The following is a 16,888-nucleotide window of genomic DNA, read 5'->3' as shown; positions in this document are numbered from 1 at the left end:
CCGCACGGGAGGGGACGAGGGGACGCATGAACCGAACCGACGCAGGCGCCGGCGCACCTCGGCCGACCCTCGCGCAGGTCGCAGCGCGGGCAGGCGTGAGCCTGAAGACGGCCTCGCGTGCGCTCGGCGGCGAGTCGTACGTCAGCGAGAAGACCCTCGCCAGCGTGCTCGCAGCAGCATCCGAGCTCGACTACCAGCGCAATGCCGCCGCGAGTCTGCTCGCGAGCGGCCGCCTCGCCGATTCGATCGGGCTGATCACCGGCGACTTCACGAACCCGTTCTACTCGGCCCTCGCCCACGCGATCGAAGACGAGATCCGCACGCACGGCATGCACCTGTCGGTCGCGAACTCCCGTGAGTCCGCCGAACAGGAGCAGCGCGTCGCCCATGACCTCGCCGACAGGCAGACCAAAGCCGTCATCACCGTCTCGGCGATGCCCGATCACTCCGAGTACTCGCAGCTGCAGGCGAGGGGAATCCCGGTCGTGTTCGTCGATCGGCCTGCCGAGAATCTCGCGGCCGACTCCGTCGTTTTCGACAACCGCGAGGGCGGACGACTCGCGGCGCGGCATCTGATCGAGGCCGGCCACCGCCGCATCGCCTTCATCGGCGACTACGCGTGGCTTCCCACCTACCGGCAGCGTCTGGCCGGCATGGGCGATGTGCTCGATGCTGAGGGGGCGCGGTGGCGCGACCTGCTGCGCACCGACGCGCACGACGTGCCGTCGTCGCGAGAGTGCATGCGCGAGCTCCTGGCGCTCGATGATCCGCCCACCGCGGTCGTCGCGGGGAACAACCGCATCCTGCTCGGTGTGATGGAAGAGGTCGCTGCAGGCGACGATGCCCACCGCCCCGCGGTGATCGGCTTCGACGAACCCGAGTGGGCTCGAGTGCTCGGCATCAGTGTCGTCACGGGCGATGTCGAGTCACTCGGCAGGCAGGCGGCACGCCTCGCGCTCGCTCGCCTGAGCGATCGCGCGCGACCGGTCGAGAACGTCGTGCTTCCGATGCGGCTCATCGAGAGGCGCTCGACCGGGGATCCATCACCGGTCAGGCCCCGCAGCACCTGACCGACCCGCCCTGCCGACTTCGTCAAGACCCTGGGGCGGTCGGCCCGACGACGGCAGACTGCCCCTATGGCAGCAGACAGCGGCGCACCATCCGGCGAGAAGGCCGGTCCCGAGCGCACGGCCGACGGTCATCACGTCATCATCGACGGCCGGCGCTGGAGGGCCACCGACCCCTCGATCCCCGATGGATTCCGTCAGGAGCTGGTGGACGAGCTGATGACGGCACGGCGAGCGGTGAAGTCCGCGGAGGTCGACGCCAGGCGCCGGGTGCACGATGCGAAGACCGCGCTCGGCGAGCGTGGGGCACCGTGGTGGGAGGAGCGTTCGGGTGATGCGTTCGACGAACGCATCGCGGCGACCATCCGATCTCTCGCTCGAAAGCGCGAGCAGTCCTCGATCTGCCCGAGCGACGTCGCCCGCACGGTCGGCGGCGAGTCCTGGCGCTCGTTGATGACCGATGTCCGTCGGGTGGCGGCAGAGCTCGCCGACCGCGACGAGATCGTGGTCACCCAGAAGGGCGAACCCGTGAGCATCCGCGAGGTCCGCGGACCCGTGCGGATCATTCGCGGAACGAAGATCTGAACGATCTTTCCGCGGGCAGCCGTCGGCGTGTCAGTGGCGCACGACTGCAGCCCGCCCATGGGTCGACAGCGATACCGGTCGCGTGACTTCCAGCGGCCCCACGGCGGCCATCGTGGTGACCGGATCGAGAGTCGCACCCCTCCGATGGACGATCCGCAGAAGCTCGGTGAACTGATCCGGCGGGAGGGACGGATGCTCCGGATGCCACTGGACGCCGAGGAACGGAAGCGACTCGTGCTCGACAGCCTCGACGATGCCGTTGCGGGAATGGGCGATCGCGCGCAGCCCTCGCCCGAGCTCATCGACGGCCTGATGGTGCGTGCAGAGCAGAGGCTGCCGGAGCCTCGGCGACACGGCACGGAGGTCGTTCAGATCGGTCGCGACGAAGGGATCGTCCCCCGTGCTGCGGTGCCCGCCGACGTGCTGGTGGAGTGTGCCGCCGAGCGCGACGTTGAGCAGCTGCATCCCCCGGCAGACCCCGAGCAGGGGGCGCCTCGATCGCACCGCCTCCATGACGACGGCGATCTGCGTGCGGTCCGCGCGGCGCTGGTAGGCGGTGCGTTGCGGCCGGCGGTCGGATTGCCCATAGAGCAGAGGCTCGATGTCATCGCCGCCGAGGAGCACGATGACATCCGCCTCACGCGACGCCCGTCTCAGCTGCGGCTCTGGGGCCTCACCGGCGGCGTGCAGCGATGCCGTCCAGCCCACTCGCTCGATCGCCGCGACGGCTGAGGCATTGAGGCTGTCCAGGAGCGTCTGATACGCGGCCGCGGCCGCCTGGCGTCGGGTGCGCACATGGAAGAGGGCGACATGCACGCTCATGCTGCGACCCGGGGTGCGGTCATGGTGCTGATCCCTCCATCACGTACTGCTTACAGGTAACGCCCCGCGACAATCCCAGGTCAAATACGTTTTTCCCGTCGGATTGATAGCGATTTGCTCGCAATGCGCGCGTAACGCCGCGGTAATACATCGCACGTATCGTTCCGAGATGGAACTCCGTCAACTGCGCTACTTCATGGCGGTCGCCGACGAGCTCCACTTCGGGCGTGCAGCGCGACGGCTGCACATGTCGCAGCCGCCGCTGAGCGTGCAGATCGGTCGCCTCGAGCGAGAGGTCGGTCTGCCACTGTTCGACCGCAGCACCCGACGGGTGACACTGACACCGGCCGGCCGCCACCTGCAGGAGCGCGCGAGGAGGATCCTCGACGAGGTCGACGCCGTGCGCGCCGAGATGCGCGACTACGTCGACGGGCTCGCCGGCCAGCTCACGGCCGGTTTCGTGAGCTCGGCGAATTACACGGTGCTCCCCGAGGTCGTGAGGCTGTTCCGATCGCGTCGTGACCGCGTCTCACTGTCTCTCGTCCCGCTCACGTCGGGCGAGCAGATCGACCGCCTGCGCGACGGCGCTCTCGATGTCGGCCTCGTGCGAGACGAGTTCCCGCGAGCCGGTGCGAACTCACCCGAGCTGATCGCCGAGGTCGTGTTCGAGGAGCGCCTCGTGCTGTGCGTGCCGATCACTCATCCCCTCGCGACCCACGCGGAGGTGACGGCCGAGCAGGTGCTCGACGTGCCGATGATCGCCTACCCGCACTCGCTCATGCCCGGATACGTCGATCGGGTGCACGAGGTGCTGGGGATCACCCCGGGTGCCATGCGGATCGCGGAGGAAGTCGTGCACCAGGAGACGGCGCTCGGTTTCGTCGCGGCGGGCGTCGGCGCGAGCATACTGCCCGAATCGGTGCGCCAGGTGGTGCCACCGTCGATCGCCGTGATTCCGCTCGCCGGGTCGCCGACGACGCGGCTCCTGGCTGCCAGGCAGGTTCGAGCAGACGAGAGCGCGATCTGCGCGGCCTTCATCGAGTGCCTCCACGACGCGGCTGAGGCACTCACCACCGCTCGACCTGTCTGAGCAGCGAAGCTCAGAGCACGTCGTAATACCCGCTGTACGGGAAGTCGATGTCACCCGTGTCTCGAGGGTCGTACGCCACCGTCGAGACGCTGATTGCCACTCGTGTCGTCGGCGTGATGAGAACGCTCACCGCCCGGTTGCCGACGACGACGACATCCACGAATGTGCCGCCGATCCTCGCGGCGTCCTCGATGCGATGTCGGAGGTCTCCGACATCCTGGTCCTGGGCGAGCAGATAACTCGTCCCGTCGAAGACCACCTCTGTCTGGATCATCGTCTTCGCGTCGCTCATGCCCGGCACGCTACGCCGGGGCTCCCGACCTGAAAAGGGGGGTTGCGAACCGGCCGCTCCCGTGAGACGGGGTCGATGCGCAGCCTCGGAACATCGGGGGCCCTTCCTTTTCGTAGGTCGTCCGAGTTGTTAACAGATCCATCCACACCTGTGGAATCAGAAGTCAGTTCAGGCGCGCGGTCTCGGCGACCACGTCGAGCCGTTCGAGCAGCAGCTCACCGGCGCCTTCCATGACCGTGAACGCGTACATCGTGACGACGAGCGCGATCAGAGCGAAGAAGATGACGCCGGGGATGCTGCGGCGAGAGACCACCGTGATCACGAGGGCGGCCACCGCGCCGCCGATGGCGATAGTCTGCCCCGCGACTGTCGCGAATGCCATCCGGATCGCGCTGTCTGCCGTGAGGGGTCCGTAGCTGTTGAGCAGCGCCGAGATCGCGAACGGGATGACGAACAGGCTCATGAGCAGTACGACACGGCGGCGCACGACCCACCGCTTTCGGCGGGTGGGGGATTCCGTCGTCGCGCGCACCGATGAGCTCATGCCGCGATCGTACCGTCACGCGTCCAGCGAGCGGGGAGCCGACGGATCCAGTGCCGCCGCGGAGTTGTTAACACCCTTGTTAACAGGTGTGGAGGGGCGCTGCGGAGTTGTTAACAGGGTTGTTAACAACTGTGGACGGGCGCATCGACGCAGTCGTCACTCGTTCGGACAGGTCACGGCGAAAGTCAGTGTCGCGTCCACACGCTCCCATTCCCCGATGACCGTGTCGATAGAGGCGGCGACGCCGACCTCCCGAGGTGCGATGTCGGCGGACCCTTCTAAGTCCGACACGAAGAGCACAGAGGATTCCTCGCCGCGCACGATCGACACGTCACCACTCGACCGGAAGTTGGCAGCCACCCCGTCGTCGCCCACCCAGCCCGTGATGGTCGACTCGCTGCCGTCTTCAAGCGACAGCATCACCCCGTTCGGCACGACGAGATCTTCACCGATGACCGTGATGTAGCCGTCCCAGTCGCAGAGCGGTTTCGACGGGTGGGCGACCAGCTCGCGCTGCTCGCCGTCCTGCACATAGGTGATCGAGATCGTCGATTCCGAGAACGGAGGAGTCGGCGCCGGCGTCGCTTCATCCGCAGTCGGGACGGGCGCACACGAGGTGAGGAGCAGAGCGGCGATCACACAGACGGCGCCGAGAGTCTTTCCTCTGAGAGTCACACGCGCTCCGTTCGAGATCTGTGCCGTACTTGACGATCATATTCATGCCGCGAGAGTGGATCGCGCGATCCGCTGGCAGAAACGAGAAGGCCCCGCACCAGGCGGGGCCTTCTCGAACTGTCTCAACACAGTGTGGAGCCTAGGAGATTCGAACTCCTGACATCCTGCTTGCAAAGCAGGCGCTCTACCAACTGAGCTAAGGCCCCGTGAGGGAAATATTGAGTTGAGGAGTGGGCCCACCAGGACTTGAACCTGGGACCTCTTCATTATCAGTGAAGCGCTCTAACCGCCTGAGCTATGGGCCCGTCAACCTCCGAAACTTTACCGGAGATTTCCGGAATTACCCAATCGAGGGTGGGGACCCCCACGGATCCCCGCCCTCGAGTGCGATCATCGGCCCGGACGGATCGTCACACTGCCTGCGGAGAGCGACACGTCGATCACGCGGCGAGTGTCCGAGGACTGGTCGACCTTCGCGTCCAGCGAGCCCGCACTGACGTCCTGAGTGATCGAGTACGACTCGTCGGGAACGGTGAGATCGAGGGATCCGGCGCTCACATCGATCGTCGTCTGCGACGGCGCACGGCCGGTCAGCTCGACATTGAGGTCTCCGGCCGCCACAGTGAGGTCGGCCTGGTCGACGCCGTCGAGCGTCGCGTCGGCGCGTCCGGCGCTCATGTCGATGGTCAGGCTGCTCGCCGCGCCCTCGACATCCAGCGCGCCCGCGTTGACGGTGATGTCGAGGTCACCGAAGTCGCCGACCACGTCGAGGCTCCCGGCGTCGAGGGTGAGGTCGGCGTCGAGCGCGCTCTCTCGCAGACTCTCGGGAAGGGTGAGAACGGCCGACTGGTCGTCGCCGAACCAGCTCCCGAACCACCATCCGAACTCGAAGTCGGGGCTCCGGACGACAAGGGAGTCGCCGTCACGTTCCAGAGTCCACGCCGCGCCGCGGCTGTCGGTGATCGCGAGCTCCGCCTCGTCGACGTCACCGAACTCGATGCGCATCGTGCCTGCATCCGCGTCGAGGTCGATGCTCTGAATCCCCGAGGCGTCCTCGGACAGCACCGAATCCGTGCCCTCGGTCGACGATGCGACCAGACTGCCGGTCGCGGCGACCGCAGCGGTCGCCCCCGAGCCGAGCAGCGCCATGCCGCCCACCACCGCGGTGAGGATCATGACCGCGGTCGCCCCCGACGAGCGACCCGTGTCGCCGCCTCCGGAAGCTGCGGGCGCCTGGGCCTGTGCGGGCGCCGGCGCCTCCGGGGCGGAGGCCGGCGGGGGAGTGAGCGGGGTGTGCCCGCCCTGGAAGTCGTCGTTCGTGGTCATCGTCCCACTCCTGTCTGTCCGGTCGGCGTCGCGCCGCCCGTGTTCTCGATGTGCGCGAGCGCCGCCAGCACGCGCCGGTTGCCCGATTCGCCCTGCTCGAAGCCCAGCTTCTGGAAGATCGCGGTGATGTGCTTCTCGACGCTGGCCTCCGAGAGGAAGAGCAGTCCGGCGATCGCCTGGTTCGACTTGCCTTCAGCGATGAGCGCCAGCACGGTGCGCTCCCGTTCGGTGAGCCGCTGCATCCGATCGTCCCTGTTGCGTCGCGTGAGGAGCTGCGCCACGACCTCCGGGTCGAGCACGGTCGCCCCCTCGGAGATCCGCTGCACGGAACCGAGGAACTCCGAGACATCGGCCACGCGATCCTTCAGCAGGTAGCCGAGCGGGCCGCCCTGGGCCGCGATCAGATCCGAGGCGTAACGCTCCTCGACGTACTGCGAGAGCACGAGCAGCGGCAGCGCGGGGTTCGTGGCGCGGAGTCCGAGAGCGGCACGGATCCCCTCGTCGGTGAACGTCGGTGGGAGCCGCACATCGAGGATGCAGAGCTCGGGGTCGGTATCGGCGACCGCCTCGACCAGGCCCTCGGTGTCGGGGAGGGCTGCGACCACGGTGTGGCCGGCATCCTCGAGCAGTCGCACGAGTCCCTCGCGCAGCAGGACGGAGTCCTCGCAGATCAGGATGCGCATGGCACGTTCACCTCCAGGCTGGTCGGTCCGCCTACAGGGCTCTCGAGGCGGAAGGTTCCGCCGGCGGCGAGGATGCGGTTCGCGATGCCGTCGAGACCGCCACCGGGCTGCACCTGAGCGCCACCCATTCCGTTGTCTTCGACGCGGGCCCACAGCACCCCGCCCTCACGCAGACGCACCGTGACCCTGGCCTCGCTGGCTCGGGAGTGCTTCGCGGCGTTCGTGAGCGACTCGGCGATCGAGAAGTAGACCGCTGCCTCTGCCTCACGGCTGCAGCGTCCGTCCATCCGCACATCGAGGTTCACGGGGATGTGCGACCGCCCCGCCAGCGCAGACAGTGCCGCGTCGAGGCCACGGTCGTCGAGCACGGAGGCATGGATGCCACGGGCGAGCTGTCGCAGCTCGGTGATCGCTGCTTTAGTCGAGGTGTGCGCCTCGGCGATCAGTTCCTTCGCGGCATCCGGGTCGTTGTCGATCTTCTGCTGCGCGAGGCCCAGCGTCATGCCGACTGAGACGAGCCTCGGCTGGACGCCGTCGTGCAGGTCGCGTTCGATGCGGGTGCGCTCCACGTCGGCGGCGCGTACCGCCCCCTCCCGCTGCGCGGTGCTGGTGCGCACACGCTCGGTCAATTCAGCCTCGCGGCTGCGGATCACGATGGACAGCGAGAGCACCCGGTGCAGGAGAGCGAGGCCGATCATGCCCGCGAGGGAGGCGGCGATGCCGAGGATGCCGATGAGCGGCGCCCAGGCGGCGTCGATCCCGCCGCCGCCGAACGGGCCCATCACGGCGTCCGTTCCCGCGAGGGGAGCGAAGCAGATCACGATCGACCAGACGACGCCCCAGGCGAGACGCAGTACGATCCAGCCCAGCACCGCAGTGATCGCGAAGTTCGCCAGCGCCCGCCACATGCGGCCGTCGATGGCTTGGCGTCCGAGTGAGCGCAGCCACCCGGCGAAGCCAGGCCGATCACGAGGCCGCCAGCGCAGCGGGGCGATCGGCGTCTTGTAGAGCCCACCGACGCGTGCGACCTCGAACCAGCCGACGCCGAAGAGGGCGTAGACCAATCCGACGAGGAGCACGACCCCGACGCCGGCGGCGAAGAGCAGCCCGAGACCTGTGCCGAGAAGTCCGGGGAGAGTCGCGAAGATGAAGCCGCCGATGACCCCGATGCCCGCCAGATGCAGGATCGAGAGGAAGATGCGCAGCGGCGGCTTCGAGGCCGTCGCCGGTGGTGGCGTGGCAGTCTGTGTCGTCATGCTTCAAAGGTACGGCGGCCCCGATCCCGCCGACACCGAGCCAACCGGAGACCCTGCTTCGGGTTTTCCCTACCGACGTCAGGGAGCGAAAAGGGGCGGATGCGAGTCGCATCCGCCCCTCTTCGAATCCGGTCGATCAGTTCGACATGAACCCCACGAGCAGTCCGCCCGTCACCTTCACGGCGACGTTGTAGATGCCGGCGATGACCGCACCGAGCACGGTGAACACGATGAGGTTCAGGATCGAGACGACAGCCGCGAACGCCATCACCTGCGGAAGACCTGCCACCTCGGAGATGCGCACCGAGTTGTCGGTGATCGTGCCGATGAACTCATCGGCCTGCGTGAGGATTCCGGTCGCCTGCAGCACGAGGTAGATCAGGAAGAACGACACCATCGTGACGATGGCGAGCGCGACGGCTCCCAGGAACGAGAGCTTCACGGCCGACCAGAAGTCGACGTAGACGAGGCGCAGGCGAACCTGTTTGCCGCCGGTCTTGCGCGTGGACTTCTTCGCCAGCTTGTCGGCTACTGTGCTCATGCGTCTGCTTCCTCAGGGTTCTCGTTCGTCTCGGGGGCGGTGGTCTCGGAGTCCACCTCAGCCTCATCCGAGTCGTCTTCGTCGGTGAGGCCCCGCTCACCGTTGCGGGCGATGGCGAGGATCCGGTCGGCTTCCGTCGTCCGTGCGAACACCACTCCCATGGTGTCTCGGCCCTTGGCGGGCACCTCGGCCACGGCAGAGCGTACCACCTTGCCGCTGGACAGAACCACAAGGACCTCGTCGTCGGCGGAGACCATCAGACCGCCCGCGAGAGTGCCCCGATCGTCGTGGAGCTTGGCCACCTTGATGCCGAAACCACCGCGTCCCTGGACACGATATTCCTCGACGGCGGTGCGCTTCGCGTAGCCGCCGTCCGTCACGACGAACACGAACTGACCGGGAGCTGCGACGGATGCCGACAGCAGGCTGTCGCCCTCACGGAACTTCATGCCCTTCACTCCGGCGGTCGCGCGTCCCATCGGGCGCAGCGCATCGTCGGTCGCGCTGAACCTGACCGACATGCCCCGGCGGCTGATGAGGAGGATGTCGTCTTCGGCGTTGACCATGAGCGCCGAGACCAGTTCGTCTTCGTCGTTCAGGCGGATCGCGATGACGCCGCCCTGACGGTTGGTGTCATACGTGTCGAGACGCGTCTTCTTGACGAGTCCGTCGCGGGTCGCGAGCACGAGGTAGTCGGCGACCGCGTAATCGCGGATGTCGAGCACCTGCGCGATGTTCTCGTCGGGCTGCAGAGCGAGGAGGTTCGCGACGTGCGTGCCCTTCGCGTCTCGGCCGGCCTCGGGGACCTCGTAGGTCTTCGAGCGGTACACCCGGCCCTTGTCGGTGAAGAACAGCAGCCAGTGGTGCGTCGTCGTCACGAAGAAGTGCTCGACGATGTCATCCGCTCGCAGCTGCGCGCCCTTGATGCCCTTGCCGCCTCGGTGCTGCGACCGGTAGTTGTCGCTCCGCGTGCGCTTGATGTACCCAGCGCGCGTGATGGTGACGACCATCTCCTCTTCGGCGATCAGGTCTTCCATCGAGACGTCGCCGTCGAAGCCGTGCAGGATGTGCGTGCGACGGTCGTCACCGAAGCGCTCGACGATGCCGGTGAGCTCGTCACGGATGATGTCGCGCTGCAGCGACTCGTCGGCGAGGATCGCCTGGTACTCGCCGATGAGCCGCTCGAGCTCCGAGGCCTCGTCGAGGATCTTCTGACGCTCGAGGGCAGCCAGTCGGCGCAGCTGCATGTCGAGGATGGCCTGGGCCTGGATGTCATCGATGTCGAGGAGCTTCTGCAGTCCCTCGTTCGCGTCCTGCGTGGTCTGCGATCGACGGATGAGAGCGATGACCTCGTCGAGCGCGTCGAGCGCCTTGAGGTAGGCGCGCAGGATGTGCATGCGCGCCTCTGCCTTGGCGAGGCGGAAGCGCGTGCGTCGGACGATCACCTCGAGCTGGTGCGTGATCCAGTGGGTCACGAAGCCGTCGATCGCGAGCGTGCGGGGCACGCCGTCGACGATCGCGAGCATGTTCGCGCCGAAGTTCTCCTGCAGCTGCGTGTGCTTGTACAGGTTGTTCAGCACGACCTTCGCGACCGCGTCGCGCTTGAGCACGACCACGAGACGCTGACCCGTGCGGTCGGAAGACTCGTCGCGGATGTCGGCGATGCCGGTGATCTTGGCGTCACGGGCGAGGTCGCCGATCTTCACCGCGACGTTGTCGGGGTTCACCTGGTATGGCAGCTCGGTGATCACGAGGCACGTGCGGCCCTGGATCTCCTCGACGTTGACGACCGCGCGCATCGTGATCGATCCGCGTCCGGTGCGGTACGCCTCCTGCACACCCTTGGTGCCGAGGATCTGCGCACCGGTCGGGAAGTCAGGACCGGGGATGCGCTGGATCAGTCCCTCGAGCAGCTCCTCGCGGGGGAGACCGGGGTTGTCGAGAGCCCACAATGCAGCGGCGGATACCTCACGCAGGTTGTGAGGCGGGATGTTCGTCGCCATGCCGACCGCGATGCCGACGGATCCGTTGACGAGCAGGTTCGGGAACCGCGCAGGCAGGACGGTCGGCTCCTGAGTCTGACCGTCGTAGTTGTCGGTGAAGTCGACCGTGTCCTCTTCGATGTCGCGCACCATCTCGAGCGCGAGCGGGGCCATCTTGGTCTCGGTGTATCGCGGAGCAGCGGCGCCCATGTTGCCGGGGGAGCCGAAGTTGCCCTGGCCGAGTGCCAGCGGGTAGCGCAGCGACCACGGCTGCACGAGGCGGACCAGGGCGTCGTAGATCGCCGAGTCACCGTGCGGGTGGTACTGACCCATGACCTCGCCGACGACACGGGCGCACTTCGAGAACGACTTGTCGGGACGGAATCCGCCGTCGTACATGCCGTAGATCACGCGGCGGTGCACGGGCTTGAGCCCGTCGCGCACGTCGGGGAGCGCGCGGCCGACGATGACGGCCATCGCGTAATCGAGGTAGCTGCGCTGCATCTCCGACTGCAGGTCGACCTGATCGATCTTGCCGTGGTCGTGTGCCGGCTCGGGGCGTACTTCGTCAGTCATGTGTGTTGTCGATTCCGGTGGTTGTCGAACGAATGCAGGCGCGGGGGACGCGTCAGATGTCGAGGAAGCGGACGTCCTTGGCGTTGCGCTGGATGAAGCTGCGTCGCGACTCGACGTCCTCGCCCATCAGCACGCTGAAGATCTCGTCCGCGGCGGCGGCGTCCTCGATGGTCACCTGGCGGAGCGTCCGCGTGGTGTGGTCCATCGTGGTCTCCCACAGCTCCTTGGCGTTCATCTCGCCGAGACCCTTGTAGCGCTGGATGCCGGCGTCCTTCGGGATGCGCTTGCCGTTCTCGAGTCCGTGCTTGAGCAGCGCATCGCGCTCGGCGTCGCTGAACACGTACTCGTGCGGCTGGTTGGTCCACTTCAGGCGGTAGAGCGGCGGCATCGCGAGATAGACGAAACCGGCCTCGATGAGCCCGCGCATGTAGCGGAACAGCAGCGTCAGCAGCAGCGTGGTGATGTGCTGACCATCGACGTCGGCATCGGCCATCAGCACGATCTTGTGATAACGGGCCTTCTCGATGTCGAACTCTTCGCCAATGCCCGTGCCGAAGGCCTGGATCATCGCCTGGACCTCTTTGTTGCCCAGTGCCTTGTCGAGACGTGCGCGCTCGACGTTGAGGATCTTGCCTCGGAGCGCCAGGATCGCCTGCGTGTGCGGGTCGCGGCCCTGCACCGCGGAGCCGCCGGCCGAGTCGCCCTCGACGAGGAAGATCTCGCTGATCGACGGGTCCTTGCTGGTGCAGTCCTTGAGCTTGTCGGGCATCGCCGCCGACTCGAACACGCTCTTGCGGCGAGCGGTCTCGCGCGCCTTGCGGGCGGCGAGACGGGCGGTCGCCGCGTCGATGGCCTTGCGGATCACGTTCTTGGCCTGGATCGGGTTGCGACCGAACCAGTCGCCGAGCTGATCGCCGACGACCTTCTGCACGAAGGCCTTCGCTTCGGTGTTGCCCAGTTTGGTCTTGGTCTGACCTTCGAACTGGGGCTCGCCGAGCTTGATCGAGATGACTGCGGTGAGTCCCTCGCGCACGTCGTCGCCCGACAGGTTGTCGTCCTTCTCCTTGAGAAGGTTGTTCGCTCGCGCGTACTTGTTCACGAGCGTCGTGAGTGCCGCACGGAAGCCCTCTTCGTGGGTGCCGCCCTCATGCGTGTTGATGGTGTTCGCGTAGGTGAAGACGTTCTCGGTGTACGAGGTCGTCCACTGCATCGCGACCTCGAGGGAGATCTTGCGCTCGGTGTCCTCAGACTCGAAGGCGATGATCTCGTCGTTGACGACCTCGGCGTGACGCACCTTATTGAGGTACTCGACGTAGTCGACGAGGCCGCGCTCGTAGAAGAACACGTCGTTCGGCTGAGTGAGAGTCGCCTGACCGTCGACCTCGACCTCGTAGGCCGACGCAGGGCGCTCGTCGGACAGCTCGATGCGGAGTCCCTTGTTGAGGAACGCCATCTGCTGGAAGCGCGTGCGGAGAGTGTCGTAGTCGAAGTCCGTCGTCTCGGTGAAGATCTCGGCATCCGGCCAGAAGGTGATCGCCGTTCCGGTCTCGTCGGTGGGCTCGCCCTTCTCCAGCTGCTGCTGGGGCGCGCCGCCGTCGGCGAAGCTGTGCCGCCAGACGAAGCCCTTCTGCTTGACCTCGACGTCGAACCGGGTCGACAGGGCGTTCACGACCGAGGAGCCGACACCGTGCAGTCCACCCGAGACGGCGTATGCGCCGCCGCCGAACTTTCCACCGGCGTGCAGGATCGTCAGCACGACCTCGACGGTCGACTTCGTGGGGTCGGAGGAGTGCGGATCGACGGGGATGCCGCGACCGTTGTCGATCACACGGACGCCGCCGTCTTCGAGCAGCGTCACGAAGATCGTGTCGGCGTACCCGGCGAGGGCCTCGTCGACCGAGTTGTCGACGATCTCGTAGACGAGATGGTGCAGACCGCGCGGGCCCGTGGATCCGATGTACATACCCGGGCGCTTGCGGACGGCTTCGAGACCCTCGAGGATCTGGATGGAGTCGGCACCGTACTCACCGGGCTGCTTCACCTTGGGTGAGATCTTGTTGTCGGTGGCGGGGGTCTCCCCGGTGGTGGATTCCGTCTCGTCAGCGGGGGATTCAGGCGTCATCAGAGGGCATTCTCCACATCGATATCACGAACCCCCAGTCTAGCGGCTTTTCGTGTCGATATGCGGCTCAGCGGCCACCTGTGGCCCTCTGAGCGTGTCGGACCCCATCTATGGTGTCCTACCCGTAGGTATCGCGTGGGCCCCGTCCTGGAACGACTCTGGGACCCCATTTCCAGGAGGGTACGTCCGGTCCGATGAAGCGGAGGTTCTCGACACCCGCGTCGGGATACCGACGACCGATCTCGGTGAGGATCGTCCCGCGCATGTACTGGAGATTCTTCGCCCAGGCCGTCGAATCGCACTTCACGGTGAGCACTCCGCGCTCGAGCGAGACCGGTTCGGAGTGCTTCGCGGTGTCGGATCCGGCAAGATCCGCCCACTGGCGCACCAGGTCTTCTCGGGCCAGAGTCTTCTGCCATCCGGAGTCCCGGCTGAGCTTGTCGAGTACGGCACCGAGGGCTCCGGGATCACGCCCCGGGGTGAACGGGGCGTTGTCGTCGTCCGTGACGATGCGCCGCTTGCGCTTCCACGACTTCGAGCTCGGCGCGAGGCCCCGCAGACGCAGGTACGTGGCGACGGTCTCCGGAGTCTCGGGGGCCGGAACGGCTGCGATGTCAGTCATCGGCCACCTCCCTCTCGTCGCTGATGGTTCCCGCAGAGATCCGCACCACGTGGGCATGGAGAACCTCGGGGATATCCTCCTCCACCGCCGCGGTCACCACCACCTGCTCGTACCCCGCGGTCAGTGCGGCGAGACGCTGGCGGCGATCGGCGTCGAGCTCGGCGAACACATCGTCGAGGATCAGCACAGGGTCACCGGCCGGGGATTCGCTGCGCAGCAGCTCGGCGGAGGCGAGACGCAGGGCGAGCGCCACCGACCACGATTCGCCGTGCGAGGCGTAGCCCTTGACCGGAAGACCACGCACGCGCAGCACCAGATCGTCGCGATGAGGGCCGGTGAGAGTGAGGCCCCGGTCGAGTTCGTTGGATCGCTTGGCGAGCAGTGCGGCGTGGAACATCTCGGCGATGTCACCCGACGTCTCAGCCGGAGCATCCACCCCCTCTTCGGGATCCGCTCCCCGAACCGAGAGCGCCCAGTCGAGCTGCGGGCGATGGTCTTCACCGGCGATCGCCGCATAGGCCTCGGCCACCGGCTGCTGCAGATCGGTCGCGAGCCGCTGTCGGGCCGTGATGATCTCGGCCCCGAGCGAGACGAGCTTGTCGTCCCACACGTCGAGCGTGCTGAGTCCCTCGCCCTTGATGCCGCGGGCACGGGCGGATTTGAGCAGGGCGTTGCGCTGTTTGAGCACCCGGTCGTAGTCCGCGAGGACCGACGACATGCGCGGGGTGCGCTGGATGAGCAGCTGGTCGACGAAGCGTCGCCGCGCCGAGGGGTCGCCGCGGACGATCTGCAGGTCTTCGGGGGCGAAGAGCACGACGTGCGCGTAGCGGGGGAGTTCGTTGGTCTTCGACGGCGAGCCGTTGATACGGGCTTTGTTCGACCCCTGCTTGTTGAGCTGCACCTCGACGAGCACTCGACGCTCGCCATGTGACAGGCGCGCGCGGATGATCGCGAAGTCCTTTCCCTCGCGGACCATCGGCGCATCGGAGGAGACCCGGTGCGAGCCCAGTGTCGCCAGGAAGACGACGGCCTCCGCGAGATTCGTCTTTCCCTGACCGTTTCGCCCGACGAGGACGTTGGGTCCCTTGTGCAGGGCGAGATCAGCGGTCGCGTAATTGCGGAAGTCGACCAGGCTCAGGTGTTCCACAATCACGGTGTCAGCCTACCTTCGGGGTCTGACATCGAACTCGCGGTCGGGTGCTCGCGCCGAGGCGATCCCCTGAGGTCGCGGAGTGAGATCAGCGCAGCAGCAGGTTGGGCTGCAGCAGGTACTTGAACGAGTCGAGACCGGCCTGATCGACCGAAGTCTGGCTCGTGATCAGCACGGGGCTGAGCTTGTTCGCGTTGTCGCTCGAAGTGAACGTCACGCGCACGAACTCGCTCTTCACGGCACCGAGCGCCTCGATGAGGTACTGCGGGTTGAGGCCGAGAGTGACGTCGTCACCGCCCGAGAGGATCGCATCGACCGACTCGGATGCCCGTGCATGCTCGCTGCCGGAGGCATCCATGGTGACGCCGTCGCTCGAGAACGTGAAACGCAGAGGTGCTGCGCGGTCGAGAACGAGCGACACACGGCGGACGGCCTCGACGAGGTCCGCGGTGTTGACGACCGCGTAGTGCTCGGTCTGCTCGGGGAACAGGCGGCGGACCGGCGGGAAGTTGCCCTTGATCAGCAGCGACGTGACGGTCTTGTTGCCTGCCGTGAACGCGATGATCTCGCGGTCGCCGGCTCCCGAGAACGCGATCTGGATAGTGCCGGCGTGACCGAAGGTCTTTCCGACCTCGAGGAGAGTGCGGGCGGGGACCAGCGCGGTCGCCTCGACGGCTTCGCCGTCCCACGGGACGTCACGGAGCGAGACTCGGTAACGGTCTGTGGCGACCAGGCTCAGCGTGTGTCCGGAGACTGCGAGCTGCACACCGGTGAGCACCGGGGTGACGTCGTCGCGGGATGCGGCGAAGCCGACCTGAGCGATGGCGGTGCCGAAGTCGTCTGCAGGAACGACACCGGAGGAGCCGGAGACCTCGGGGATCGAGGGATATTCCTCGACCGGCATGGCCGCGAGTGTGAATCGGGCGGAGCCGCAGCTCACGGTGATGCTGCCGTCGTCCTCGACGGCGATCTCGATCGGAGCATTCGGAAGTCGGCTGGCGATGTCTGAGAGGAGGCGACCGTGAACCAGGATCGTGCCCGGTGTGTCGACGGTCGCTTCGATGGTCGTACGGGCCGAAGCCTCGTAGTCGAACGCCGAGAGCGTGAGGCCGGAGCCGTCGGCTTCGATCAGGACTCCGGCGAGGATCGGCTGAGGATTGCGCTGCGGGAGCAGCTTGACGACGAACGAGACTGCCTCGCTGAAGACATCGCGGTTGACCTGAAACCTCACTGGTGCTCCCTTGTCGTCGTTCTGAGACGTGTCGTCATCGTTCCTGCCGGTGCAGGGCTTCCCATGCTAGCCCCACAGTCGGTCGGATCCCTACGGCCGGGAGGAAGCTCGGGCCTGTCGGAGTTTCCCCACCGTCTGGTGATCGGATCGCCCATGAATTGAATTAACTCCTTAACGGTGTTAACACCTGTGGATACTGTGGATAACTCGGTGGAAAGCAGACGCGAGTAGGGAACTACACGGTTGTCAGTTGTGGAATCCCTGAGGAATCCGCGGGTGGACGGGGTCTGCCGGTCGGAGCGCTCTCCCATAGTTATCCACAGG

General features: G+C 66.6%; 16 protein-coding genes and 2 tRNA genes. 3 read left to right on the top strand and 15 right to left on the bottom strand.

Annotation, left to right across the window (positions count from 1 at the left end; all coding sequences use genetic code 11):
• Positions 1-26 precede the first annotated feature (26 nt).
• Positions 27-1,070: a LacI family DNA-binding transcriptional regulator gene (locus tag RQG77_RS16330; RefSeq protein ID WP_311245679.1), complete on the top strand. Its 1,044-nt coding sequence runs from the start codon at positions 27-29 to the stop codon at positions 1,068-1,070.
• Positions 1,071-1,136: 66 nt separating this feature from the next.
• Positions 1,137-1,652 carry a DUF3253 domain-containing protein gene (locus RQG77_RS16325; RefSeq protein WP_311245678.1) on the top strand — a complete coding sequence of 172 codons (516 nt, stop codon included), beginning with the start codon at positions 1,137-1,139 and terminating at the stop codon, positions 1,650-1,652.
• Between the two features lie 30 nt (positions 1,653-1,682).
• On the opposite strand, the gene RQG77_RS16320 is transcribed toward RQG77_RS16325, so the two are convergent.
• Positions 1,683-2,474: a gamma-glutamyl-gamma-aminobutyrate hydrolase family protein gene (locus RQG77_RS16320; protein WP_311245677.1), complete on the bottom strand. Its 792-nt coding sequence runs from the start codon at positions 2,472-2,474 to the stop codon at positions 1,683-1,685.
• 169 nt (positions 2,475-2,643) lie between these two features.
• Between RQG77_RS16320 and RQG77_RS16315 the strand changes: the two genes are divergently transcribed.
• Positions 2,644-3,564, top strand: a complete 921-nt coding sequence (locus tag RQG77_RS16315; RefSeq protein ID WP_311245676.1) for a LysR substrate-binding domain-containing protein — start codon at positions 2,644-2,646, stop codon at positions 3,562-3,564.
• Positions 3,565-3,574: 10 nt separating this feature from the next.
• On the opposite strand, the gene RQG77_RS16310 is transcribed toward RQG77_RS16315, so the two are convergent.
• The 14 genes from RQG77_RS16310 to dnaN all read right to left on the bottom strand — a co-directional run bounded on the left by RQG77_RS16310 (position 3,575) and on the right by dnaN (position 16,564).
• Positions 3,575-3,856: a hypothetical protein gene (locus RQG77_RS16310; RefSeq protein ID WP_056310949.1), complete on the bottom strand. Its 282-nt coding sequence runs from the start codon at positions 3,854-3,856 to the stop codon at positions 3,575-3,577.
• Between the two features lie 163 nt (positions 3,857-4,019).
• Positions 4,020-4,400 carry a hypothetical protein gene (locus RQG77_RS16305; protein ID WP_311245675.1) on the bottom strand — a complete coding sequence of 127 codons (381 nt, stop codon included), beginning with the start codon at positions 4,398-4,400 and terminating at the stop codon, positions 4,020-4,022.
• Between the two features lie 156 nt (positions 4,401-4,556).
• Entirely contained in the window at positions 4,557-5,075 is a 519-nt protein-coding gene (locus RQG77_RS16300; RefSeq protein ID WP_311245674.1) for a hypothetical protein, read from the bottom strand.
• 133 nt (positions 5,076-5,208) lie between these two features.
• Positions 5,209-5,281 (bottom strand) — tRNA-Ala (locus tag RQG77_RS16295).
• A 25-nt stretch (positions 5,282-5,306) separates the two neighbouring features.
• Positions 5,307-5,380 (bottom strand) — tRNA-Ile (locus tag RQG77_RS16290).
• A gap of 85 nt (positions 5,381-5,465) precedes the next feature.
• Positions 5,466-6,401: a DUF4097 family beta strand repeat-containing protein gene (locus RQG77_RS16285; RefSeq protein ID WP_311245673.1), complete on the bottom strand. Its 936-nt coding sequence runs from the start codon at positions 6,399-6,401 to the stop codon at positions 5,466-5,468.
• The gene (locus RQG77_RS16280) at positions 6,398-7,084 is read right to left on the bottom strand and encodes a response regulator transcription factor (RefSeq protein ID WP_311245672.1); all 687 of its coding nucleotides are present in this window, start codon (positions 7,082-7,084) and stop codon (positions 6,398-6,400) included. Before RQG77_RS16280 ends, RQG77_RS16285 begins: the two co-directional genes overlap by 4 nt.
• A complete protein-coding gene (locus tag RQG77_RS16275; RefSeq protein WP_311245671.1) occupies positions 7,072-8,340 on the bottom strand; it encodes a histidine kinase in 1,269 nt (422 codons plus the stop codon). Before RQG77_RS16275 ends, RQG77_RS16280 begins: the two co-directional genes overlap by 13 nt.
• 136 nt (positions 8,341-8,476) lie before the next feature.
• Positions 8,477-8,881: a DUF3566 domain-containing protein gene (locus RQG77_RS16270; protein ID WP_056310959.1), complete on the bottom strand. Its 405-nt coding sequence runs from the start codon at positions 8,879-8,881 to the stop codon at positions 8,477-8,479.
• Entirely contained in the window at positions 8,878-11,439 is a 2,562-nt protein-coding gene (gyrA, locus tag RQG77_RS16265) for a DNA gyrase subunit A (RefSeq protein ID WP_311245670.1), read from the bottom strand. The genes RQG77_RS16270 and gyrA overlap by 4 nt, the downstream gene beginning before the upstream one ends.
• A gap of 52 nt (positions 11,440-11,491) precedes the next feature.
• Entirely contained in the window at positions 11,492-13,561 is a 2,070-nt protein-coding gene (gene gyrB, locus RQG77_RS16260; protein WP_311245669.1) for a DNA topoisomerase (ATP-hydrolyzing) subunit B, read from the bottom strand.
• A 118-nt stretch (positions 13,562-13,679) separates the two neighbouring features.
• Positions 13,680-14,183 (bottom strand): DUF721 domain-containing protein, encoded by a 504-nt coding sequence (locus RQG77_RS16255; RefSeq protein ID WP_056511574.1) that lies wholly within the window; start codon positions 14,181-14,183, stop codon positions 13,680-13,682.
• Entirely contained in the window at positions 14,176-15,336 is a 1,161-nt protein-coding gene (gene recF, locus RQG77_RS16250) for a DNA replication/repair protein RecF (RefSeq protein WP_311245668.1), read from the bottom strand. Before recF ends, RQG77_RS16255 begins: the two co-directional genes overlap by 8 nt.
• An 85-nt stretch (positions 15,337-15,421) precedes the next feature.
• Positions 15,422-16,564, bottom strand: a complete 1,143-nt coding sequence (dnaN, locus tag RQG77_RS16245; RefSeq protein ID WP_056310966.1) for a DNA polymerase III subunit beta — start codon at positions 16,562-16,564, stop codon at positions 15,422-15,424.
• Positions 16,565-16,888: the final 324 nt, after the last annotated feature.

The organism is Microbacterium sp. WCS2018Hpa-23 (assembly GCF_031843845.1).
In the GTDB taxonomy this organism is placed as follows: Bacteria; Actinomycetota; Actinomycetes; order Actinomycetales; family Microbacteriaceae; genus Microbacterium.
This window is presented reverse-complemented; position numbering and strand designations above follow the sequence as displayed.